25 protein-coding genes are annotated in these 21,061 nt (G+C 73.3%); 23 read left to right on the top strand and 2 right to left on the bottom strand.

The features are described 5' to 3' along the window. The first annotated feature begins 6 nt into the window (after positions 1-6). Together AC1UE5_RS18550 and AC1UE5_RS18545 are read left to right on the top strand one after the other, a co-directional pair. Positions 7-1,635 (top strand): acyl-CoA synthetase, encoded by a 1,629-nt coding sequence (locus AC1UE5_RS18550; protein WP_482926243.1) that lies wholly within the window; start codon positions 7-9, stop codon positions 1,633-1,635. A gap of 42 nt (positions 1,636-1,677) precedes the next feature. Further along, positions 1,678-2,190: a YceD family protein gene (locus AC1UE5_RS18545; protein ID WP_482926241.1), complete on the top strand. Its 513-nt coding sequence runs from the start codon at positions 1,678-1,680 to the stop codon at positions 2,188-2,190. On the opposite strand, the gene AC1UE5_RS18540 is transcribed toward AC1UE5_RS18545, so the two are convergent. Further along, positions 2,187-3,020, bottom strand: coding sequence for a GNAT family N-acetyltransferase (locus tag AC1UE5_RS18540; protein WP_482926239.1), 834 nt, complete (start codon positions 3,018-3,020; stop codon positions 2,187-2,189). The two genes, AC1UE5_RS18545 and AC1UE5_RS18540, sit on opposite strands and share 4 nt — an antisense overlap. Positions 3,021-3,049: 29 nt before the next feature. Between AC1UE5_RS18540 and rpmF the strand changes: the two genes are divergently transcribed. From rpmF to AC1UE5_RS18490, 10 genes are all read left to right on the top strand, one after another. Next, on the top strand, positions 3,050-3,259 hold the full coding sequence (rpmF, locus tag AC1UE5_RS18535) for a 50S ribosomal protein L32 (protein WP_482926237.1): 210 nt from the start codon (positions 3,050-3,052) through the stop codon (positions 3,257-3,259). Between the two features lie 7 nt (positions 3,260-3,266). Continuing rightward, complete coding sequence (plsX, locus tag AC1UE5_RS18530; protein ID WP_482926235.1) at positions 3,267-4,310, top strand: phosphate acyltransferase PlsX; 1,044 nt, start codon at positions 3,267-3,269, stop codon at positions 4,308-4,310. 6 nt (positions 4,311-4,316) lie between these two features. Beyond that, positions 4,317-4,568: an acyl carrier protein gene (gene acpP, locus AC1UE5_RS18525; RefSeq protein WP_482926233.1), complete on the top strand. Its 252-nt coding sequence runs from the start codon at positions 4,317-4,319 to the stop codon at positions 4,566-4,568. Continuing rightward, positions 4,569-5,288: a ribonuclease III family protein gene (locus tag AC1UE5_RS18520; protein WP_482926231.1), complete on the top strand. Its 720-nt coding sequence runs from the start codon at positions 4,569-4,571 to the stop codon at positions 5,286-5,288. Between the two features lie 4 nt (positions 5,289-5,292). Then, the gene (locus tag AC1UE5_RS18515; RefSeq protein WP_482926229.1) at positions 5,293-8,565 is read left to right on the top strand and encodes a chromosome segregation SMC family protein; all 3,273 of its coding nucleotides are present in this window, start codon (positions 5,293-5,295) and stop codon (positions 8,563-8,565) included. Continuing rightward, positions 8,565-9,917 (top strand): hypothetical protein, encoded by a 1,353-nt coding sequence (locus AC1UE5_RS18510; protein ID WP_482926227.1) that lies wholly within the window; start codon positions 8,565-8,567, stop codon positions 9,915-9,917. Before AC1UE5_RS18515 ends, AC1UE5_RS18510 begins: the two co-directional genes overlap by 1 nt. Before the next feature lie 33 nt (positions 9,918-9,950). Beyond that, positions 9,951-10,592: a LysE family translocator gene (locus AC1UE5_RS18505; protein ID WP_482926225.1), complete on the top strand. Its 642-nt coding sequence runs from the start codon at positions 9,951-9,953 to the stop codon at positions 10,590-10,592. Positions 10,593-10,694: 102 nt separating this feature from the next. Next, positions 10,695-11,276 carry a PilW family protein gene (locus AC1UE5_RS18500; protein ID WP_482926223.1) on the top strand — a complete coding sequence of 194 codons (582 nt, stop codon included), beginning with the start codon at positions 10,695-10,697 and terminating at the stop codon, positions 11,274-11,276. Further along, positions 11,263-11,799: a prepilin-type N-terminal cleavage/methylation domain-containing protein gene (locus AC1UE5_RS18495; protein ID WP_482926221.1), complete on the top strand. Its 537-nt coding sequence runs from the start codon at positions 11,263-11,265 to the stop codon at positions 11,797-11,799. Before AC1UE5_RS18500 ends, AC1UE5_RS18495 begins: the two co-directional genes overlap by 14 nt. Continuing rightward, positions 11,796-13,226 carry a DUF7305 domain-containing protein gene (locus tag AC1UE5_RS18490; protein WP_482926219.1) on the top strand — a complete coding sequence of 477 codons (1,431 nt, stop codon included), beginning with the start codon at positions 11,796-11,798 and terminating at the stop codon, positions 13,224-13,226. The genes AC1UE5_RS18495 and AC1UE5_RS18490 overlap by 4 nt, the downstream gene beginning before the upstream one ends. On the opposite strand, the gene AC1UE5_RS18485 is transcribed toward AC1UE5_RS18490, so the two are convergent. Next, positions 13,223-13,681 carry a GNAT family N-acetyltransferase gene (locus tag AC1UE5_RS18485; protein ID WP_482926217.1) on the bottom strand — a complete coding sequence of 153 codons (459 nt, stop codon included), beginning with the start codon at positions 13,679-13,681 and terminating at the stop codon, positions 13,223-13,225. The two genes, AC1UE5_RS18490 and AC1UE5_RS18485, sit on opposite strands and share 4 nt — an antisense overlap. 30 nt (positions 13,682-13,711) lie before the next feature. On the opposite strand from AC1UE5_RS18485, the gene ftsY reads away from it, so the two are divergent. The 11 genes from ftsY to rplS all read left to right on the top strand — a co-directional run bounded on the left by ftsY (position 13,712) and on the right by rplS (position 21,058). Next, a complete protein-coding gene (ftsY, locus tag AC1UE5_RS18480; RefSeq protein WP_482926215.1) occupies positions 13,712-14,725 on the top strand; it encodes a signal recognition particle-docking protein FtsY in 1,014 nt (337 codons plus the stop codon). Then, positions 14,722-15,342, top strand: a complete 621-nt coding sequence (locus tag AC1UE5_RS18475) for a VOC family protein (RefSeq protein WP_482926213.1) — start codon at positions 14,722-14,724, stop codon at positions 15,340-15,342. Before ftsY ends, AC1UE5_RS18475 begins: the two co-directional genes overlap by 4 nt. Positions 15,343-15,354: 12 nt before the next feature. After that, positions 15,355-15,780: an NfeD family protein gene (locus AC1UE5_RS18470; protein WP_482926211.1), complete on the top strand. Its 426-nt coding sequence runs from the start codon at positions 15,355-15,357 to the stop codon at positions 15,778-15,780. A gap of 10 nt (positions 15,781-15,790) precedes the next feature. Further along, positions 15,791-16,726, top strand: coding sequence for an SPFH domain-containing protein (locus AC1UE5_RS18465; protein ID WP_482926209.1), 936 nt, complete (start codon positions 15,791-15,793; stop codon positions 16,724-16,726). After that, a complete protein-coding gene (locus AC1UE5_RS18460; protein WP_482926207.1) occupies positions 16,723-17,313 on the top strand; it encodes an O-methyltransferase in 591 nt (196 codons plus the stop codon). The genes AC1UE5_RS18465 and AC1UE5_RS18460 overlap by 4 nt, the downstream gene beginning before the upstream one ends. A 21-nt stretch (positions 17,314-17,334) precedes the next feature. Beyond that, positions 17,335-18,666: a signal recognition particle protein gene (gene ffh, locus AC1UE5_RS18455; protein WP_482926205.1), complete on the top strand. Its 1,332-nt coding sequence runs from the start codon at positions 17,335-17,337 to the stop codon at positions 18,664-18,666. 38 nt (positions 18,667-18,704) lie between these two features. Further along, entirely contained in the window at positions 18,705-18,959 is a 255-nt protein-coding gene (gene rpsP / locus AC1UE5_RS18450; protein WP_482926203.1) for a 30S ribosomal protein S16, read from the top strand. Beyond that, positions 18,956-19,189 (top strand): KH domain-containing protein, encoded by a 234-nt coding sequence (locus AC1UE5_RS18445; protein WP_482926402.1) that lies wholly within the window; start codon positions 18,956-18,958, stop codon positions 19,187-19,189. The genes rpsP and AC1UE5_RS18445 overlap by 4 nt, the downstream gene beginning before the upstream one ends. 30 nt (positions 19,190-19,219) lie before the next feature. Continuing rightward, on the top strand, positions 19,220-19,681 hold the full coding sequence (rimM, locus tag AC1UE5_RS18440) for a ribosome maturation factor RimM (RefSeq protein ID WP_482926201.1): 462 nt from the start codon (positions 19,220-19,222) through the stop codon (positions 19,679-19,681). Positions 19,682-19,685: 4 nt separating this feature from the next. Then, a complete protein-coding gene (gene trmD / locus AC1UE5_RS18435) occupies positions 19,686-20,348 on the top strand; it encodes a tRNA (guanosine(37)-N1)-methyltransferase TrmD (protein WP_482926200.1) in 663 nt (220 codons plus the stop codon). A gap of 113 nt (positions 20,349-20,461) precedes the next feature. Next, on the top strand, positions 20,462-21,058 hold the full coding sequence (gene rplS / locus AC1UE5_RS18430; RefSeq protein WP_482926198.1) for a 50S ribosomal protein L19: 597 nt from the start codon (positions 20,462-20,464) through the stop codon (positions 21,056-21,058). Positions 21,059-21,061 lie beyond the last annotated feature (3 nt).

The following is a 21,061-nucleotide window of genomic DNA, read 5'->3' as shown; positions in this document are numbered from 1 at the left end:
CGAGTTGTGAACGTCCTGGACCAGGTCAGCCAGAAGCTGTTCGTCGCCAAGACCCTTGCCACGGCCGGCGTCATCCGTCCCACCCGGCCCGACAAGCTCCCGGGCATCGTGCGCGCCCTGCACAGCTGGGGCCCGACGCCCGCCGCGGGGTACACGGCCTCGGCGATCCGCACGCCGGACGCGACGGCCATCGTCGACGAGCTGGGGACGCTCACGTTCCGGGAGGTCCACGAGCGCACGAACCGGCTGGCCAACGCGCTCAAGGAGCGGGGGCTCGGCGCCGGCGACCGCGTCGCGATCCTCTGCCGCAACCACCGCGGCTTCCTCGAGGCGACGACCGCGTGCTCGAAGCTCGGCACCGACGTCCTCTACCTCAACACCGCCTTCGCCGCCCCGCAGATCGCCGACGTGATCGCGCGCGAGAAGCCAGCCGCCATCGTGTACGACGAGGAGTTCCACGAGCTGGTGGAGCCCGGCGCGAAGGGCCTCAAGCGCTACATCGCCTGGTTCGACGGGCCGGACAAGCCCGAGGACGCGGAGGTCCTCGAGGACCTGATCGCGCGCGGGGCCAGCACGCCGCAGAAGGCGCCCGAGAAGTCCGGCCGCGTGATCATCCTGACGTCGGGCACGACCGGCACGCCCAAGGGCGCGAACCGCAAGCAGCCCGACAACGTCGACCCGACCGCGGCGCTGTTCGACCGCATCCCGCTGCGCGCGGGCGAGACGACGATGATCGCCGCGCCGCTGTTCCACACGTGGGGCTACGCGCACATGATGTTCGGGCTGATCCTGGGCTCGACGTTCGTGCTGCGGCGCAAGTTCGACCCCGAGGCCGTGCTGTCCGACGTCGCCCAGCACCACGCGACCGCGCTCGTCGTGGTCCCGGTGATGCTCCAGCGGATGCTCGAGCTGGGGGAGGACGTGATCAAGAAGTACGACACGTCCGCACTGCGGATCATCGCCGCCTCCGGGAGCGCCCTGCCCGGCGAGCTGGCGACGCGCGCGATGGACGCGTTCGGCGACGTCCTCTACAACCTCTACGGCTCGACCGAGGTGGCCTGGGCGTCGATCGCCACGCCGGCCGACCTGCGCGCCGCGCCCGGCACCGCGGGCCGCCCGCCGCGCGGGACCGTGCTGAAGATCTACGACGCCGACGGCAAGGAGCTGCCGCAGGGCGAGACGGGGCGCATCTTCGTCGGCAACGAGCTGCAGTTCGAGGGCTACACCGGCGGCGGCCACAAGGACTTCATCGACGGCCTGATGTCGAGCGGCGACGTCGGCCACATCGACGAGGGCGGCCGCCTCTTCATCGACGGGCGTGACGACGAGATGATCGTGTCCGGCGGGGAGAACGTGTTCCCGCGCGAGGTCGAGGACCTGCTCGCCGACCACGAGGCGGTCGAGGAGGTCGCGATCATCGGGGTCGACGACGAGCAGTTCGGCCAGCGGCTGAAGGCGTTCGTCGTGCTGCGGTCGGGCAAGGAGCTGTCCGAGGACCAGATCAAGCAGCACGTCAAGGCCAACCTCGCGGGCTACAAGGTCCCGCGCGAGGTGGTCTTCCTCGACGAGCTGCCGCGCAACGCGACCGGCAAGGTGCTCAAGAAGGACCTGCGCGAGGAGCCGCAGGAGGCCTGAGCGGGCTGGGAGCCGACCTGCCCGCGAGCTACCCTCGCGGGTATGGCAGCCCGCACTGACAACTTCGACCTCGGGCGCCTCAAGCTCGACGCCGGCCAGGGACGTCGCCTGGACCTCAACGTCGCGTTCGAGCCGCTCCACTTCGGCGGGCAGGACTACGCCGTCGGTGCGTCCGAGGTGCCCGTCGTCCTCGACGTGTCCCGCATGACGGGGCAGGGGTACAGCCTGCGGCTGCGCTTCTCCGCGGCGCTGGAGGGCCCGTGCATGCGCTGCCTCGCGGGCGCCGCGCCGACGTTCGAGGTCGACGCGCGCGAGATCGACCAGCCCGGCGGCGGCGACGAGATGACGTCGCCCTACGTGGAGGACGAGGAGCTCGACCTCAAGGGCTGGGCGCGCGACGCGCTCGTCCTCGCGCTCCCCGCCCAGATCCTCTGCCGCGAGGACTGCGCCGGCCTGTGCCCGCAGTGCGGCAAGGACCTCAACGTCGAGCCGCACGAGCACGACAAGGCGCCCGACCCCCGCTGGGGGAAGCTCGCCGAGCTGAAGTTCGACTAGAGGAGCGCGCCGGAGGGGATCCAGGGGCGCAGCGGGCCGAGCCGCCCGCGCGTGTAGACGGGGCCGTCGGGGGAGAGCAGGAGGCCGGCGGCCAGGCCGGTCTGGATCGCCCAGTCCTGGCCGGCGGTGAGGAAGTCGACGCCGACCGTCGCGCCCGGCGTGGCGGCGGCGAAGCACGACCACAGCAGGTCGACCGCGGCCTCCTCGTCGCGGGCGCACAGCACCGTCGGCGAGCCGTTGCGGTGGATCGTGAAGCCGCGGCCGTCGAGCAGCAGGAGCTCGAGGCCGGCGCGCAGCGCGCGGAGGTCGTCCGGGTCGTACGCGCCGCCGCGGACCGGGGCGGCGAGCGCCGCGGCCGCCTCGTAGTCGTCGCTGGGCGCCGACTCCAGCCCGAGCGGGATCGCCGCCCGGTCGAGCATCCCCGCGAACGCGACGCACGGCCGCAGCGCGAACCCCGCCCGCGCGTAGAGGCGCATCGCCTTCGGGTCGGTGGACGAGCAGATGATCGCGCCGCGCGCCTGCCGCTCGGTCTCCAGGCACGCCGCCAGCAGCGCGCCCCCGGCGCCGCGCGCGTGGACGTCGGGCCGCACCGCGAGCAGCGACAGCCCCCAGATGCCGTCCCGGACGATCGCCAGCCCGACCCCCACGATCCGCCCGTCCTCGTCGATCGCGACGTGCGCGCCGGCCGGGTCGGTGCGCTGCATGTGGCCGACGCGCAGCTCCATCCACGCCTGCCGGTCGGCGGCGCGCTCGGGCGGCACGGGGAGCGCGGCGATGGCCGCGGCGGCGGCGGCGGGGACGTCCTCCGAGAGCAAAGGTCGGGTGATCACCGCCCGGTGTTCTATCCTGTCGCGCCGATATGGCCGTCCCGAAGCAGAAGCAGTCGCACGCGCGCACCAACAAGCGCCGGTCGCAGCACAAGGCTGCCGCACCGACCGTCAACGAGTGCCCCACGTGCCACAGCCCGCGGCGGCCCCACCGGGTCTGCCCGGTCTGCGGCTCGTACGCGGGTCGTGAGGTCGTCTCGGCGCACGCCGGGCACGACCACGATCACGACCACGACCACTAGTTGAGCCGTGAGCGCTCCTGAGCAGCGCTCACCGGTCATCGCGGTCGACGTCAACGGCGCCGACGATCCCGCCGCTGCGGTGGCGGGGGTCCTCAGCGCCGCCGAGAACGGCACCCAGGTGCTGCTCTTCGGCGATCCCGCGGTCGTCGGCGTCGCCGGGCACCCGAACGTCGAGCCGGTCGACGCGCCGGTCTCCATCGCCAAGGACCCGGATCCCGCCCGGGCGGTCCGCGGCAACCCCGACGCGTCCGTCGTGCTGGCGGCCAAGGCCGTCGCCGAGGGCCGCGCCGACGCGCTCGTCTCGGGCGGCTCCACCGGCGCCGCGCTCGCCGCGGGCCTCTTCAACGTCAAGCGCGCGAAGGGCGTCCACCGTCCCGCGCTCGCGATCCCGCTGCCGATCCCCGGCGCGGCCGTGACGCTCCTCGACGTCGGAGCCAACGACGTCTGCCGCCCCGAGCACCTCGTCCAGTTCGCCTCGATGGGCGCCGCGCTCGCGTCGAGCGTCCTCGGTGTGGCCAAGCCGCGCGTCGGGCTGCTCTCCAACGGCACCGAGGCCGGCAAGGGCCGCGAGGAGGTCGTCGAGGCGCACGCCCGGCTGTCCGCCGCGACCTCCGCCGCGTACGACTTCGTCGGCAACGTGGAGGGCTTCGACGTCACCAACGGCGTCGTCGACGTGCTCGTCACCGACGGCTTCACCGGCAACGTGACGCTGAAGGTGATGGAGGGCGTCTCCAAGGGGATGATCGGCTACGTGCGCGATGCGGCGATGTCGAGCACGAGGTCCAAGGTCGGCGGCGCGCTGCTGAAGCCGGCGCTGCGCGGCCTGCGCGACGACCTGGACCCCGAGGCGCAGGGCGGCGCCTACCTGCTGGGCCTGCGCAGGCTCGCCGTCGTGCCCCACGGATCGTTCGGCGCGGCGGGCTGGCAGCGGGCCGTCGAGCGCGCCGCGCTGGGCGTCCGCGAGGACGTCATCGGCCGCACCTACGCCTCCCTCGAAGCTGCCGGAGCCCTCCGACGCGTTCCTGCGTCCGACGGCGTCACTAGCGTGTGAACGGTCATGACCCGAGACGAGGTCCTCACACTCATCCGCAGCCACCTGGCCGACGAGCTCGACCTCGATCCCGCACGGGTCGAGGAGGGCACGCGCTTCAAGGAGGATCTGGAGGCCGACTCGCTCGACCTCTACACCCTCGTGCAGGAGCTGGAGGACACCTACGGGATCCGGATGCCGGACGAGGACGCGGCCAAGATCCTCACCGTCGGGGCTGCGGTGGACTACGTCCTCGCCCACGGCGTGGGGCAGACGTGAGTGGACCGGCTCCGCTCCCTCCTCGACGACCTTCCGGAAGAGCTGCGGCAGCAGGTCTTCACGCACGCATCCTGGACGGAGCGGCGTGCGGACTCCTACTCGCGGCTCGCCTTCCTGGGCGACTCCGTGCTCGGGCTGGCGGTCACCACCTTCCTCTTCCCGCGGCTGGAGGCCGAGCGCTACGGCGCCGGCCGGCTGACGAAGATCCGCGCGCAGGCGGTCTCCGGGCCCTCGTGCCGCGCGGTCGCGGAGCGGCTCGGGGTGCCGAAGCGGCTCCGCGCGCAGGCGCCGGACGGCGTGGGGCAGAGCGCGGCGACGCTGGTCGAGACGGAGCGGGTCCTGGCGTCGGTGATCGAGGCCGTGATCGGCGCGGTCTACCTGCACAACGGCTACGAGCGGACGGCCGAGGCGGTCGTCGAGGCGTTCATGCCGGAGATCGAGCAGGCGCTGGAGCACCCGGTGGACTTCAAGTCGACGCTCCAGGAGCGGCTGGCCCGGCGCGGGCAGACGGTCGCCTACGAGGTGTCGGCCGAGCTGGGGCCGCCGCACGACCGGACGTTCGAGGTCGTCGCGCTCGTGGACGGCGACACGGTCGGGCACGGCTCCGGGCGGTCGAAGAAGCACGCCGAGCAGGCCGCGGCGCGCACGGCGCTCGACCGCATGGAGGTCGACGCGACGGACGCCGTGGCGGAGCTGAGCGAGGCGGACGCGGAGGCCTGAGCCCGTGCACCTGAGGTCGCTGACGCTCAAGGGGTTCAAGTCGTTCCCCGACCGCACGAAGCTCGAGTTCACCCCGGGCATCTCGGTCGTCGTCGGGCCGAACGGCTCGGGCAAGTCCAACGTCACCGACGCGGTGCTGTGGGCGATGGGCGAGCAGTCGCCGCTCGCCGTCCGCGGCCAGTCGATGCAGGACGTCATCTTCGCCGGCGGCCGCGGCGTGCAGGCGCGCCAGTCCGCCGAGGTGGAGCTGGTGATCGACAACGCCGACGGCGCGATCGACCTGCCGATGGGCGAGATCTCGATCATGCGCCGGCTGGATCGGTCCGGCGACGGCGAGTACCGGCTGAACGGCGCCAAGTGCCGCCTGGTCGACGTGCTGGAGGTCCTGTCCGACACCGGCCTGGGCAAGGAGATGCACTCCGTGGTCTCGCAGGGCCGCGTCGAGGCGATCGTCACCTCCAAGCCCAAGGACCGGCGCATGCTGATCGAGGAGGCCGCGGGCCTCGGCAAGCACCGCAAGCGCCGGCGCCGCGCGCAGCTCAAGCTCGAGCGCACGCAGGACAACCTGGATCGCGCGCTGGACGTCGAGCGCGAGGCGCGCTCGCGGCTCCGGCCGCTGAAGCGCCAGGCCGAGGCGGCGGAGCTGCACGAGCGGCTCGAGCGCCAGTCGATCGAGGCGCGGTGGGAGCTGGCGAAGGACGTCGCGCGAGCCAAGCGCGCGGCGCTCGTGGAAGCTGAGCGGGCCGCTGCCGAGGCGCACAAGCTGCAGGCCGACGTCGAGGCGCTGCTGGCCGCGGTGGCCGAGCGGCGCGAGCGGGCCGAGGAGGCGCTGGCGGCGCGGACCGAGCGGCGCGAGGCGCTGGCGGGGCGCGTGCACACGGTGCGCGCGGGGACGCAGCGCATCGACATGCGGCTCGAGCAGGCGACGTCGACGGTCTCGGCGCTGCACGACCGCATCGCCGGGCGCGAGCAGCAGCTCGCGACGCTGCGAGCCGCCGAGGCCGCTGATGCGCCCGATCCCGAGGCCACCGCGCGGGTCGAGGAGCTGCGCGCCGAGCTCGTGCGGCTCGACGAGGAGCGCGAGGCCGAGCTGGAGCGCGAGCTGGCGAAGCTCGAGGCCGACCGCGTCGCGGCGGCCGAGCGGGTCGCTGCGGCGGCCGAGGACGTGAAGGCCAAGGCCGCGGCCCTGGTCGAGGCCGACAAGGCGGCCGAGGAGGCTCGCGCGGCGCGCCGGGACGCCGAGAAGGGCATCGAGGCGGCCCGCCGCGAGGCCGCGAAGGTCGGCGCGGAGCTGGCGGCCGTCAACCAGTTCCTGCGGTCGGCGACGTCGGCCCCCGGCGGCTCACGGGCGCTGAGCGGCGAGCTGGAGGTCGAGCCGGGCTACGAGCTGGCGCTGTCGGCCGCGCTGGACACTCGGCTCTCCGCCGCGCTGGCGGAGGACATGGAGGCGGGCGCCAAGCTGCTGGAGCGCAGCGCGCGCGACGGCGTGCGGGTGATCGTGCTCGGGCCGACCGGCGAGGGCGCCGGCGACGCGCCGTCCAACGTCGTCCCGCTGCGGAAGGCCGACACCGATCCGCCGTTCCACAACGCCCGCCGCCTGCTCGATCTCGTGAAGGGCCCGGACGACGCGGTCGCCGCCGCCGCCCGCCTGCTCCACGACACGTGGGTGGTCGAGACGCTCGACGGCCTCGACGACTTCGGCGGCATCGCGGTGACGGTCGAGGGCCGCGCCTGGAACGGGCACACGCGCGAGCTGCGCCGGGTCGCGACCGGCGGCGCCGAGCGGGTGCTGGCCGAGCGCAACCGGCGCGACAAGCTCGTCGCCGAGTCGGCGGAGGCGGTGGCGAAGGAGCACGCCGCGCGCAAGTCGGTCGAGGCGTTCCACCAGGCCGTGTCCGACGCGGACGCCGCGCGCGAGGCCGCCGACCGCGCCCGCCGCGACGCCGACCGCGCGCGCTCGCAGGCCCAGGAGGAGGAGCGCCAGGCGACGTGGCTCATCGCCGAGCGGCGCAAGCAGCCCGAGCAGGGCGCCGCCGCCGTCCGCCGCGCGCAGATCCAGGGCGAGCTGCAGGCCGAGCGGCGCGTGGCCGAGCGGGCGGAGAAGGAGCGCGCCGACCGCACCCGCCGCATCGCCGTGCTCACCGCGCAGCTGCGGGCCGAGGAGCAGGTGCGGCCGACCGCGCAGCGGCTGGTCGACGTGCTCGCCTCGCTCTCCGCCGCCGCCGGGACGCGCCTGGAGACGCTCGAGGCCGAGCTGGCCGCCGACCGCGCCGAGGGCGAGGGCGTCGCCAACGAGCTGCGGGCGTGCGCGAAGGAGGAGGCCGAGGTCCAGGGCAAGCTGCGGATGGCCGGCGAGGCGGTCACGCAGTGCGAGGTCCGCGCGCAGCAGGCGCGCGACCAGGCCCACGAGGCCGACGTCGAGCTGAGCGCGCTGGCCGAGAAGCTCGGGCTCCCGGCGGAGCCGGCGGCCGAGGCGCTGCCCGAGGACGAGGTCGCCGCGCTGCGCCAGCGGATCGATCGGCTGGCGAAGCGGCGCGAGCAGCTCGGGCCGGTCAACCCGCTCGCCAAGCAGGAGTACGACGAGGCGATGGCCCACGTCGAGGAGCTCGAGACGCAGCGGACGGACCTCGAGACCGCGCTGCGCGAGCTCAAGCAGGTCATCCGCGACACCGACAAGACGATCCGCGAGACGTTCGAGGAGACGTTCAACGCGGCCGCGAAGAACTTCGAGGAGCTGGCCGGCCAGCTCTTCCCCGGCGGCCGCGGGCGCCTCCGGCTGGTGGCCGAGGACAGCGGGCCACGGCCGGTGCTCGGCGGCGAGCAGGCCGTGTCGGAGGAGGACGCCGCCCGCGCCGAGGCGGCGGCGGAGCAGGCGGCCGACGCCGAGGAGCAGGCGCCCGACGACGACCTGATGGGCGTCGAGATCGAGATCACGCCCGCGGGCAAGTCGATGAAGCGCCTGACGCTGCTGTCCGGCGGCGAGAAGTCGATGACCGCGATCGCGTTCCTCTTCTCCGTCTTCCTCGCGAAGCCGTGCCCGTTCTACATCCTCGACGAGGTCGAGGCGGCGCTCGACGACGCGAACATCGGGCGCTTCCTGACGCTGATCGAGAAGTACGCCGACCGCGCGCAGTTCATCGTCGTGACGCACCAGAAGCGCACGATGGAAGCCGCTGACACGCTGTACGGCGTCTCGATGGGCGACGACGGCGTGTCGAAGGTCGTCTCGCGCAAGCTGCCGCGCGAGGGCGGCGCGCGGTCGGTCGAGGCGGCCTGATGGGCAAGCGCTCGCGCCGCAACAAGGAGCAGGCGGCCGCGCCCACGCCGCCCGACGACGCGGCGGGCGAGCCGGGCGAGGCGCCGGTCGTCCCGGCGGTCGACGCCGGCCCGGTCGTCGCGGCCGCCGAGGCCGCGCTGGCGGGCCGAGAACCCGCGCCCGCCGACGCCGCCGGCGGCCCGAAGCGCTCGCCGCTGTCCGACCCCCGCCTGCGCGAGGTCATCGCGTACGCGGAGGAGGCGGACATGCTCTACCACCTCTACCGCTGGATCCTGCTCAAGGGGACGGTCCCGACCGCGCGCGACTGGCTTCCCCGCGAGGAGATGCCGCACCCCGACGCGGTCGCGGAGGTCTTCGGCGGGTGGCAGAAGTTCCTGGACCACGCGCAGATCGGCGAGAGCCAGCTGCTCGCGCGGCACCGGACGCTGGAGGAGCAGGCGAAGGCGTTCGACACGCGGCAGAAGCAGCTCGACCGCGAGGAGCAGCGGGCCGCCGACCAGAAGCGCCAGCTCGACGTCGCGCGCCGCCGCCGCGAGGACGCCGAGCGCGAGCGCGACGAGGCGGCCGCCCGCGCGGGCCGCGCCGAGCGGGCGCTGGCCGACGTCGAGCGCCGCGCCGCCGCGGCAGAGGAGCGCCTGGCCGAGCGCCGCGCGGTCGCGGAGGAGACCGCCGCCGCCTCCGGCGCACCGCGCGAGGAGGTCTCCGAGGAGTGGCTCGCGCTGCACGAGGCGGTGACCGCCGAGCTCGAGTCGGTGCGTCAGCACCGCGACGACCTGCAGCGGCGGGTCGACGAGCTGGAGGCCGCGGCCGCGCGCGACCGGCAGGCGATCGCGGAGCTGTCCTCCGCGCTTGGCGACCGCCCCGACGACGCGGGCGCCGCGGGGGCGGACGCCGCCGCCGAGGAGGACCCGAAGTCCGTGCTGGAGGCCGTGCGGCTCGCCGCCGCCTCGCTCCCGCACCTCACCTTCACCGAGTCCGCGTTCGAGTCGGCCGCCGACTCGCCCTACCGCCGCCCGGCCGAGATCCTCGACGCGCTCCGCAAGCTCGACGACCTCGCCGCGCGCTACGCCGAGGGCCAGATGGGCACGTCGCTCGGCGCCGCGGCGGTCGAGGCCGGCCTGACGTGGAAGGCAGGCGTCTCCGAGCTCGCCCGCACCCGCTGGGCCAAGGACTACGTCATCACCCACGACGGCCACAACCTCGACCTCGGCCCGCACCTCGCGCTCGGCTCGGGCTCCGGCGCCGGCTTCGTCGCCCGCATCTACCTCCACGTCGCCGACGGCAACGGCGACGTGCCCCGCGGGATCTACGTCGGCCACGTCGGCCGCCACCTGCCCGACACGACCACCTGACGCGCGCGCCGCGGGCCGGTAGCGTCCCGCGCCATGCCCGACGCCGGCACGCTCCTCGTCTTCACCCTCGCCGGGCTCGCGCTGATCGTCGTCCCCGGCCCGAACCTGATCTACATCGCGACGCGGTCGGTCGCGCAGGGGCGCCGGCACGGGGTCGCGTCGGCGTTGGGGGTGGAGGTCGGGACGCTGATCCACATCGCCGCGGCGACGGTGGGGCTGAGCGCGCTGATCGCGTCGTCGGCGCTCGCGTTCGACCTCGTCCGCTACGCCGGCGCGGCGTACCTCGTCTACCTCGGCATCCGCACGATCCGCGCCCGCGACGCTGCCCTCCTCGCCGACGGCGCCGCCGCGCGGCCCGCGCCGCTGCGGCGGACGTTCGCCGAGGGCGTGCTGGTGAACGTGCTCAACCCGAAGGTCGCGCTGTTCTTCCTCGCGTTCCTGCCGCAGTTCGTCGACCCGGACGCGAGCGCGGCGCCGCAGATCGTCGTCCTCGGGCTGATCCTCTTCACGATCGGCACGGCCACCGACCTGCTGTGGGCGTTCGGCGCCGCCGCACTGCGCAACCGCCTGCAGCGGAGCCGCGGGTTCGCGGCGCGCCAGCGGTTCGTCACCGGCGGTGTGTACCTCGCGCTCGGCGCGGGGGCGGCGCTCACCGGCGGCCGCAACGACCGCTGAAACGCGCCATGACTGACGCTCAGGGGCGGCCGCGCGCCAGGAGCGTCCGTCCGGTGTCCGCGGTCACTCAACGGCGGCCGCAAAGCGCCGAATCCACGGCCCGTGGCGGGGCTTCCTGCATCTCCTCCCGCGGCCCGGGAGACGCTGCGCGGCGAGCGCGGGTTCATGCTCGTCGAGCTGCTCGTGACGTGCGTGCTGATGCTGATCATCGTCGGCGCGGTCCTCACCGTGCTCGAGCAGACGACCCGCATCTCCGCCGAGGACCGCGAGCGGGCGCTCGTCCTGCGCGAGGCGCAGGCGCAGCTCGACGGGCTGGTCCGCGAGGCGCGCCACGCCTACCGCGTCAACGCCGCGACGGCGTCGCGGCTCGACCTCGACGTCCACATCCAGGGCCGCACCCGGCGCGTCGTGATCGACTGCACCGGCGCGCATCCGACGCTCGCCGGCCTGCGCCGCTGCACGCGCAGCGAGGTCAGCGCGGCAGGGGCGACGACCTCCACCCGGGTCCTCGTCGACCGCGTCGCCAGCCCCGACGTCTTCGCGACGACGACCGACGCAGGCGTCGTCACCTACGTCCGCGTCACCCTCCGCGTGCCCGCCTCGGGGGAGCGCGGGACCGGCCCGCGCCACGAGGTGCGGCTCGAGGATGGCTTCGCGTTGAGGAACGCCGGTGCGCTCACGTAGTCGCTGGTCGTCGCAGGACGGCTTCACGCTCACCGAGGTGCTCGCCGCCTCGCTGCTGCTGCTCGTCGGCATCCTCGGCGTCGCCGGCAGCCTCAACATCTCGCGCGACTCGATCAACCGCTCCGAGGTGCGCGAGGCCTCCGCGCACCGGGCCGAGCGCGAGATCGAGCGCGTCCGCGCGCTCCCCTACACGTCGCTCGGCCTCACCGCCGCGCCCGCGCCGTCCACCACCGCCGGCAGCCCGGACGCGCAGGTGCGCTCCGGCAACCAGTACCAGTGGGACACGCGTGACGCCACGAAGGTGGAGCCGCTCGTCCTCGGCGGCACGGTGCAGACCAGCCAGACCTTCGACGACGGCCGCCTGACCGGGACGATCCACGTCTACATCACCGCGTACGACGACCCCGCGCTGACCACCCCCGTGCCCGCCCGGCGCGTGACGGTGGCCGTCGTCCCCGGCGGCGCCTGGACGCTCCCGCAGCCGGTCGTCGCCTCCACCGTCGTCCCCGCCCCCGCGACATGACGAAGCTCCGCAGCAGCCTCCGCGCCGAGGACGGCATCGCGATGCCGGTCGCGCTCGCGGTGCTCCTCATCTGCATGATCCTCACCGCGACGGTCGCCAACGGCGCCGACCGGCTCACCTCGACCTCCGGGGAGGACGAGTGGAGCAAGCGCGCGTTCTCCGCCGCGGACGCCGGCGTCGGCGTCGCGGTGGCGCGCCTGCGCACGCTCGGCACCACGCTCCCCGACGCGCAGTGCCTGACGAGCGGCGGCGTCCAGCCCGGCACGAGCGGCGCGGCGCCGGGCGAGTGCCCGGCGTACACGGAGTCGCTCGGGCCGGGGGCGAGCTTCAGCTTCACGGTCTCACCCGCGTCCGCCACCCCGAACGGCTGCTACGAGGTCCCGGGCGCCGTCGTCCCCCCGGGCGCGATGCGCCGCTGCGTGACGTCGAGCGGGACGGTGAACGGCGTGACCCGGCGGGTCCAGGCGCAGATCATCGCGCCGCGCGGCACGCGCCACTGGGTCGGCATCCTCGGCCTCGACGGCGTGGTGCTCGACAACTCGCCGCAGCTCGACGGCTGCCCGCCCGCGACCGTCGCCAGCAACGTCATCGTCGACACGAACCGCAACTCGAGCACGAACCTCATCGCGAACGTCTTCGGGACGGCGTGCACGCGGTCGAGCTGGACGCTGTCGGTGCTGCAGGGCGGCTCGATCGCCGTCCACCGGGACACGCGTCCGTACCCGCCGCCGCAGACGACCGTCACGACCGAGTACGTGATCGACCCGCCGCCGGTGGAATGGGAAGCGGTCGAGCGAACCAACCAGAACGACCTGCTCAGCAGCCAGGCCGGCGCCACGACGTACACGGGCAACGCGACGTGGAACGCGAACGCGCGGGTGATGAACCTCGGCAACGACGGCCGCATCGTGATCCGCCGCGGCGGCGACTTCCACCTCTGCTCGCTCAGCCTCGGCAACCAGGGCAGCATCGACTTCTCGACCACCGAGAAGACACGGATCTTCATCGACTCGCCGACCCGCCCGGACTCGTCCTGCCGGCCCGGCAGCGGCAACCTGCTCACGGAGAACTCGGCCCGTTTCAACTGGCCGAGCACGGTCGCCGACACCGACGCGGCGCAGCTCTCGACGCGCGCGAAGAACGTCGAGGTCTACTTCTACGGCAACGGCCAGGAGATCACGTGGGGCAACCAGGTGCGCTTCGCCGGCCTCGTCCACGCGCCGAACAGCAACCTCGTGCTCGGCAACTCCGCCTACGTCTACGGCGCGGTCGCGGGGAGGCACGTCCACGTCACCAACGGCGCTCGGGTGCTCGTCCCCACCGGGCTCGAGCAGGTCGGCGGCACGAGCAGCGCGTGGGCGGCGAAGGGCTGGGGCCAGTGCAGCTCCGCGCGGCCCGTCGCGACCGACCCCGAGTCGGGCTGCTAGAGCGCCTTCTCGCCCCAGAACGAGGCGAACGGGTTGCCGTTGTAGTCGGCGATCTCCTCGTAGCCGGCCGCGCGGTAGAGCCGCTCGGCGTGCGGCTGCTTGGGGCCGGTGTCGAGCCGGACGCGCGCGTAGCCCAGCTCCCGCGCCGCGTCCTCCAGCGCGCGCAGCAGCTCCTTCGCCAGCCCGCGCCCGCGCGCGGCCGGGACGGTGTACATGCGCTTGATCTCGCACACGCCGTCCGCGAGCCGCTTGATGCCGCCGCCGCAGACCGGCTGCCCGTCGTCGAACCCGACCACGAACGCGCCGCCGCGCTCGGCGCCGAACTGCTCCGGCCCACCCGCCGGCGCGCCGGGCACGTCGATCCGCCCGTAGATCGGGACCAGGTCCTCGACCATCGCCTCGATCAGCACGGACGCGGGCGGGACGGTGGCGTCGACGACACGGAACTCGGGCACGGGCCGGTCACGCTATCGTCGCGCGCCGACGTGGCACGCGACTGGCAGGACCTCTTCATCACCGACCGCGCGCTCCCGGGCGCCGCGGCCGACGAGCCGGCGGAGGAGCAGGGCACGCGCCGCCGCGGCTTCTTCCGCCGCCTGCGGGACAACATGTCCAAGACCCGGCAGGCCCTGGCCGCCGAGGTCCAGGCGACGCTGTTCGAGAACCTCGACGACGAGACGTGGGAGCGCCTGGAGGAGGCGCTGATCATGGCCGACGTCGGCGCGAAGACCACCGCCGAGGTGGTCGAGAAGCTCGAGCGCGAGGCCGAGTCCGGCGAGATCGAAGGCGGCGAGGCGCTCACGCAGCGGCTCACCGAGCTGCTCGCGGGCATCGCGCGCACGGGCGAGGAGCGGATCGACCTGCGCCACGAGCCGACCGTGATCCTCATGGTCGGCGTCAACGGCACGGGCAAGACGACGACGCTCGGCAAGCTCGCCTGGCACCTGCGCAAGGAGCTCGGCCTCAACGTCGTGCTCGGCGCCGCCGACACGTTCCGCGCCGCCGCCGTCGAGCAGCTCCAGGGCTGGGCGACGCGCGCCGACGTGCCGATCATCGTGCCGTCGAAGGAGGGGCAGGACCCGGGCTCCGTCGCGTTCGACGCGGTCGCCAAGGGGCGCGAGTCGGGCGCGGACGTCGTGCTCATCGACACCGCGGGCCGGCTCCAGAACCAGGACCACCTGATGGCCGAGCTGACGAAGATCTCCAAGGTCATCGCCAAGCAGATCCCGGACGCGCCGCACGAGACGCTGCTCACCGTCGACTCGACCACCGGCCAGAACGGCCTGCGTCAGGCCAAGCTCTTCTCGGACGCCGTCCCGGTCGACGGCATCGTGCTCACCAAGCTCGACGGCACCGCGAAGGGCGGGATCGCGCTGGCGATCGCCAACGAGCTGCAGATCCCCGTGAAGCTGATCGGCATCGGCGAGGCGCTGGAGGACCTGCGCCCGTTCGACGCCGACGACTTCGCCCGCGCGCTCCTCACCACCGGCGACGCGTGAGCACGCCGGCGCCCGCGCCCGCCCGCCCGACGCTCGACCAGATCGTCCTGGGGGACGCGCCCGAGGCGTGGCGGCGGCTCGGCTTCGACGTGGACGTCGAGGGGCGCATGAGCGTCGGCGGCGTCCGCTTCCAGCTCGGCGCGGACGGCGACGGGATGGTCGGATGGTCGTTCCGCGACCTGGACAACCGCGACCTCGACGGCCTCGGCGCCTGCCCGTCGTCCGACCCTCCGCCGCCGCCCGCGACGCACCCGATCGGCGCGAGCGCGGTCGACCACGTCGTCGTGGTGACGCCCGACTTCGACCGCACGGTCGGCAAGCTGCGCGAGGCCGGGCTCGACTACCGGCGCACGCGCGAGGCGGGGGAGCGGGGCGAGTTCCGCCAGGCGTTCTTCGTCCTCGGCCCGTGCCTGCTCGAGGTGGGCGGCCCCGCTGACGGCGACGTCCGCTTCTGGGGGCTGACGATCGTGGTCGACGACCTCGACGCGGCGTGCGCGCGCCTGGGCGAACGGTGCGGCACGCCGCGCGACGCGGTGCAGCCCGGACGACGGATCGCGACGCTGCGGCGCGAGGCCGGACTCGGGCTTCCGGTCGCGCTCATCACCCCGCGCCACTAATCTGGGCGCCACATGGAAGAGTGGGTTGTCTGGCTCATCGCCGCCGTGCTCCTGGGGATGGGGGAGGTGGTCACCACCAGCTTCTTCCTCGGCCCGTTCGCGATCGGGGCGCTCGTCGCCACGGTCGTGTCCGCGCTCGGCGGAGGCCTGGCCGCCTCGGGGATCGTGTTCCTCGTCGTCTCGGCGCTGACGCTGCTCATGCTGCGGCCGATCGCGCGCCGTCACCTGCGCACGCCCACGCAGCTGCGCACCGGTACCGCGGCGCTCGTCGGCCGGACGGCGACGGTGGTCGAGCAGGTCAGCGAGTCGGGCGGGTGCGTGAAGCTCGAAGGCGAGGTCTGGACGGCGCGGCCGTACGACGAGGACGACGTCATCGAGCCGGGCACCCGCGTGCATGTGATCGAGATCCGGGGCGCGACCGCGCTCGTGAGCCAATGAGGAGGCAGCCGTGGAAGGTCTGATCGTCATCGGGGTCCTGGCGCTCTTCGCGCTCTTCCTCGCCGCCAAGACCATCAAGATCATCCCGCAGGCGCGCGCCGGCGTCGTCGAGCGGCTGGGCCGCTACTCGCGCACGCTGGACCCGGGTCTGTCGATCGTCGTCCCGTTCATCGATCGCGTGAAGCCGCTGATCGACCTCCGCGAGCAGGTCGTCTCGTTCCAGCCCCAGGCGGTCATCACGAAGGACAACGTGACGGTCGGCATCGACACCGTCCTGTACTTCACGATCACCGACCCGCGCGGCGTGACGTACGAGGTCGCCAACCCGCTGCAGGCGATCGAGCAGCTCACGGTGACGACGCTGCGCAACGTCATCGGCGGCCTGACGCTGGAGGAGACGCTCACCTCGCGCGACGCGATCAACACGCAGCTGCGGACCGTCCTCGACGAGGCCACCGGCCGGTGGGGCATCCGCGTCAACCGGGTCGAGCTCAAGTCGATCGACCCGCCCGCGACCATCCAGGAGGCGATGGAGAAGCAGATGCGGGCAGAGCGCGACCGACGCGCCGCGATCCTCAACGCCGAGGGCGTCAAGCAGTCGCAGATCCTCACGGCCGAGGGCGAGAAGCAGTCCGCGGTGCTGCGGGCCGAGGGCGCCAAGCAGGCCGCGATCCTGCGCGCGGAGGGCGAGTCGAAGGCGATCGAGACCGTGTTCGAGGCGATCCACGAGGGCCGGCCGGACCAGGAGCTGCTCAGCTACCAGTACCTGCAGATGCTCCCGCAGATCGCGCAGGGCGACGCGAACAAGGTGTGGGTGATCCCGAGCGAGGTCACGCAGGCGCTGAGCGGGCTGACCCAGCGGCTCGCGCCCGCGCCGCCCGCCCCGCCGGCCCCGCCCGCCCGCGCCGACAACCACCAGCCCACGCCGCCGCCGCCCACGCCGTGAGCCCCGACTTCGAGGCGTACGCCGAGGCTCACACGACGCCGCAGGACCACTACCTGCGCGACCTGGCCGAGGCGACGCGCGCGACGCTGTCGTCGCCGACGATGCTCTCGGGGCCGGTGGTCGGGCGGCTGCTCGAGTTCCTCGTCTGGCTCACGCAGCCGTCGCTCGTGGTGGAGATCGGGACGTACAGCGGCTACAGCGCGCTGTCGATGGCGCGGGCGCTGCCGCCGTCGGGCCGGATCATCACGCTGGAGGCCGACCCAGAGCGCGCCGCGTTCGCCCGGCGCCACGTCGAGCAGCACGGGCGCGTGTCGGTCCGCGAGGGCGACGCGCTGGAGTCGCTCGCCGGGCTGGACGGGCCGTTCGACCTCGTCTTCATCGACGCCAACAAGGACGGCTACGTCGACTACTACGAGGCGGTGCTCCCCAAGCTCGCCGAGCGCGGGCTGATCGTCGCCGACAACACGCTGGGGCACGAGCGCAACCCGGCGATCGGGCGGTTCAACGAGCACGTCCTGGCCGACCCGCGCACGGTCCAGGTGGTGCTGACCGTGCGCGACGGCGTCACGCTGATCCGCCAGGCCTAGGGCCGCCTAGACTTCACAGCCTTGTTCGACTCGCTCTCCGAGAAGCTCCAGCAGACCCTCGCGGACGTCCGCCAGCGCGGGACGCTCACCGAGGACGACGTCAACGCCGCCATGCGCGAGATCCGGCTCGCGCTCCTCGAGGCGGACGTGAACTTCAAGGTCGTCCGCCAGTTCACCAAGACGGTGAAGGAGCGGTGCCTGGGCGCCGACGTGATCGGCCAGCTCAACCCCGGGCAGCAGGTCGTCAAGATCGTCAACGAGGAGCTGACCGCGCTGATGGGCGGCGCGGCCGGCGGGATCACGTTCTCGCCGCGGCCGCCGACGGTCATCCTCATGGCCGGTCTGCAGGGCTCGGGCAAGACGACCGCCACGGCGAAGCTCGCCAAGCACCTGCGCGAGAACAACAAGTCGTCGGTCGCCGTCGCCGCGTGCGACGTCTACCGCCCGGCGGCGGTCGACCAGCTGATCAAGGTCGGCGGCCAGGCGGGCGCCGAGGTGTACGAGCAGGGGACCGACAAGGACCCGGTCGACATCGCGCGGTGGGCGCTGGACAAGGCGAAGATGGACGGCAAGGACGTCCTCATCGTCGACACGTCCGGCCGCCTGCACGTGGACGAGCGCCTCATGGAGGAGCTCAAGAACATCCGCAAGGCCGTCAAGCCGCACGCGATCCTGCTCGTGGTCGACGCGATGACCGGCCAGGACGCGGTCAACGTCGCCGAGCAGTTCTCCGAGGCGGTGGACTTCGACGGCGTCGTGATGTCGAAGCTCGACGGCGATGCCCGCGGTGGCGCGGCGCTGAGCGTCAAGGCCGTCACCGGCAAGCCGATCCTCTACGCGTCGACCGGCGAGAAGCTCGAGAACTTCGAGAAGTTCCACCCCGACCGGATGGCCCAGCGCATCCTCGGCATGGGCGACGTCCTGTCGTTCATCGAGCGCGCCGAGCAGCAGGTCGACGAGGACCGCGCGAAGGAGCTCGAGCGCAAGCTCCGCAAGGACGAGTTCACGTTCGAGGACTTCCTCGACCAGATGAAGATGATGCGGAAGATGGGCCCGCTGCAGTCGCTGCTGGGGATGATCCCCGGCATGGGTGCCCAGATGCGCAACGTCAAGATCGACGAGAAGGAGCTCGATCGCATCGAGGCGATCGTCCTGTCGATGACGCCTGAGGAGCGCCGGCGGCCGCAGATGATCAACGGCTCGCGGCGCGCGCGGATCGCGAAGGGGAGCGGGACGAGCGTGCAGCAGGTGAACGGGCTCATCAAGCAGTTCGCGCAGATGCGGAAGGTCATGAAGCAGCTGGGGCGGGGGCGGATGCCCGATCTCGGCGCGCTCATGGGCCAGCGCCGCTAGGCATCTCCCGCACACCCGCTATCCTCTCGCCCGCACTTATGGCAGTTCGACTTCGACTCACCCGCATCGGCGGCCGCAAGGATCCGGTCTGGCGCATCGTCGCCGCGGATCAGCGCTCCAAGCGTGACGGCCGCGTCATCGAGATCCTCGGGCACTACAACGCGCAGACCGAGCCGTCGACCATCAAGGTCGACGAGGAGAAGGTCCGCGGCTGGCTGGCGCGCGGCGCGCAGCCGACTGATCAGGTCCGCAAGCTTCTGCGGACGCAGGGCATCGACCCGGTCGCACGCTGAAGCCCCTCCTCGTCGATCTGGTCTCGATGCTCGTCTCGAAGCCCGAGGCGGTCGCTGTCGAGCAGTTCGAGGAGGAGGACGGCACGATCGTCCTCGAGCTCTCCGTCGACGAGGACGACTACGGCCGCGTGATCGGCCGGGGCGGTCGCACCGCCAACGCGCTGCGCACCATCGTGAAGGCATCTGCCGTGCGTGAGCACAAGCGGGTGCTGCTCGACATCGTCGATTAGCGTGGTCCCCTCGCGGGACCTCACAGCCTGATGCGCGCCGGCCGGGTCGGGCGTGCGCACGGGCTCGACGGGTCCTTCCACGTCATCGACGCGCTGCCGGGGCTGCTGGTCGTCGGCGCGCCCCTCGAAGGCGACCTCGGCGAGGTCGTCGCCGTCAAGGGCACCGAGGCCGCGCCGATCGTGCGCGTCACCGCCGCCGCCGACCGCACCGCCGCCGAGGCGCTGCGCGGGCGCGAGCTCGTGGTGCGCGGCGCCGAGAAGCCGCCGCTGGAGGCCGACGAGTACGCCGCGGAGGACCTCGAGGGATGCGCGGTCGTCACGTCCGCGGACGCCGCGCTCGGCACCGTCAAGCGCCTGCTCGCGTATCCGTCGTGCGAGCTGCTGGAGCTCGACGACGGCACGCTCGTCCCGCTCGTGCGCGACTGCATCGTCTCGGTCGACGTCGCCGCGAAGAAGATCGTCGTGAACGGGGAGTTCCTCGGTGCAGCTTGACGTCGTGACCCTGTTCCCGGAGTGGTTCGAGTGGTTCCGCACCCAGCGCCACGTCCGCAACGCGCTCGCCGCCGGCCACGACCTGCGCACGCTCAACCCGCGCGACCACACCACGCTGTCGGGCCGCGTCGTCGACGACACGCCGTTCGGCGGGGGAGCGGGGATGGTGCTCCGCGTCGACGTGATGGACCAGGCGCTGCAGGCGTTCTACGGCGTCGACCCGGTCGAGCTCAAGCAGCAGCGGCGCGTCATCGCACTCACGCCCGGCGGCCGTCAGCTCGACGACGCGTGGGTGAACGAGCTTGCCGAAGAGCCGGCGATCACGCTGCTGTGCGGGCGCTACGAGGGCTTCGACGAGCGGATCATCCAGCACTTCTGCTCGGACGTCATGTCGATCGGCCGCTACGTGCTGGCGGGCGGCGAGCTCGCGGCGATGGTCGCCGCGGACGCGGTGCTCCGCAAGCTCCCGGGCTCGCTCGGCCACGAGGAGTCGGCGGTGGAGGAGTCGTTCTCCGCCGCGCTCGGCGGCAACCCGGAGTACCCGCACTACACGCGCCCGGCCGAGTACCGCGGCTGGAAGGTGCCGGACGTCCTGCTCTCAGGCCACCACGCCGAGATCCACTCGTGGCGCCGCGCGCGGTCGGCGGAGCGGGGCTCCGGCGGCTGACGCGCGCTCGCGCGGCTCGCGGGCGCGTCGGTCGGCGCGCGCTGCCGCGTCTGCGTGCGCCCACGAGATTTCACCCGTGGCCCGCGCGGCGTTCGCTACCCTGCTGATCCGTTATGCCCGGTGTCATCGAACAACTCGAGAGCGCACAGCTCCGTCGCGTCCCGCGCTTCCAGGCCGGCGACCGCGTGCGCGTCCACTTCCAGGTCATCGAAGGCAACCGGCGCCGCACGCAGGTCTTCGAGGGTGTCGTCATCAAGCGCCAGGGCCACGGCGCGCGGGAGACCTTCACCGTCCGCAAGCAGTCGTTCGGCGTCGGTGTCGAGCGCACGTTCCCGGTCCACTCGCCCAAGATCGAGAAGATCGAGGTCGCTGCCCGCGGTGACGTCCGTCGCGCGAAGCTGTACTACCTCCGCGACCGCGTCGGCAAGGCCGCGCGCGTCCGCGAGCGCCGCTACGTCGGCCCGGAGGAGACGGTCGAGCCCGGTCTGCTGAACGACCCGGCCGCGCAGCTCGAGGCGGAGGCCGCTGCTGCCACCGAGGCCACCGACGCCGAGGGCGCCGTGGCCGAGGAGACGGTCACCGAGGTCGCCGAGCCGACCGGTGAGGCCACCGCCGCCGACGAGCCGACCGACGCGCCCGAGGGCGCCGAGGGCGCTTCGGCGGGCGAGGCCCCGGCCGACGAGCCGGCCGCCGACGCCGACAAGTCCTAGGGA

Source organism: Parviterribacter multiflagellatus, assembly GCF_056863265.1.
Note: the sequence above shows the minus strand (reverse complement) of the source record. Positions and strands in the feature narration are given on the sequence as shown.

Bases quoted from the DNA above. Each gene is read 5' to 3' on its own strand.
- AC1UE5_RS18545 (WP_482926241.1), top strand. From the start codon at position 1,678: ATGGCAGCCCGCACTGACAACTTCGACCTCGGGCGCCTCAAGCTCGAC.
- rpmF (WP_482926237.1), top strand. From the start codon at position 3,050: ATGGCCGTCCCGAAGCAGAAGCAGTCGCACGCGCGCACCAACAAGCGC.
- acpP (WP_482926233.1), top strand. From the start codon at position 4,317: ATGACCCGAGACGAGGTCCTCACACTCATCCGCAGCCACCTGGCCGAC.
- AC1UE5_RS18510 (WP_482926227.1), top strand. From the start codon at position 8,565: ATGGGCAAGCGCTCGCGCCGCAACAAGGAGCAGGCGGCCGCGCCCACG.
- AC1UE5_RS18505 (WP_482926225.1), top strand. From the start codon at position 9,951: ATGCCCGACGCCGGCACGCTCCTCGTCTTCACCCTCGCCGGGCTCGCG.
- AC1UE5_RS18490 (WP_482926219.1), top strand. From the start codon at position 11,796: ATGACGAAGCTCCGCAGCAGCCTCCGCGCCGAGGACGGCATCGCGATG.
- AC1UE5_RS18470 (WP_482926211.1), top strand. From the start codon at position 15,355: ATGGAAGAGTGGGTTGTCTGGCTCATCGCCGCCGTGCTCCTGGGGATG.
- rpsP (WP_482926203.1), top strand. From the start codon at position 18,705: ATGGCAGTTCGACTTCGACTCACCCGCATCGGCGGCCGCAAGGATCCG.
- rimM (WP_482926201.1), top strand. From the start codon at position 19,220: ATGCGCGCCGGCCGGGTCGGGCGTGCGCACGGGCTCGACGGGTCCTTC.
- rplS (WP_482926198.1), top strand. From the start codon at position 20,462: ATGCCCGGTGTCATCGAACAACTCGAGAGCGCACAGCTCCGTCGCGTC.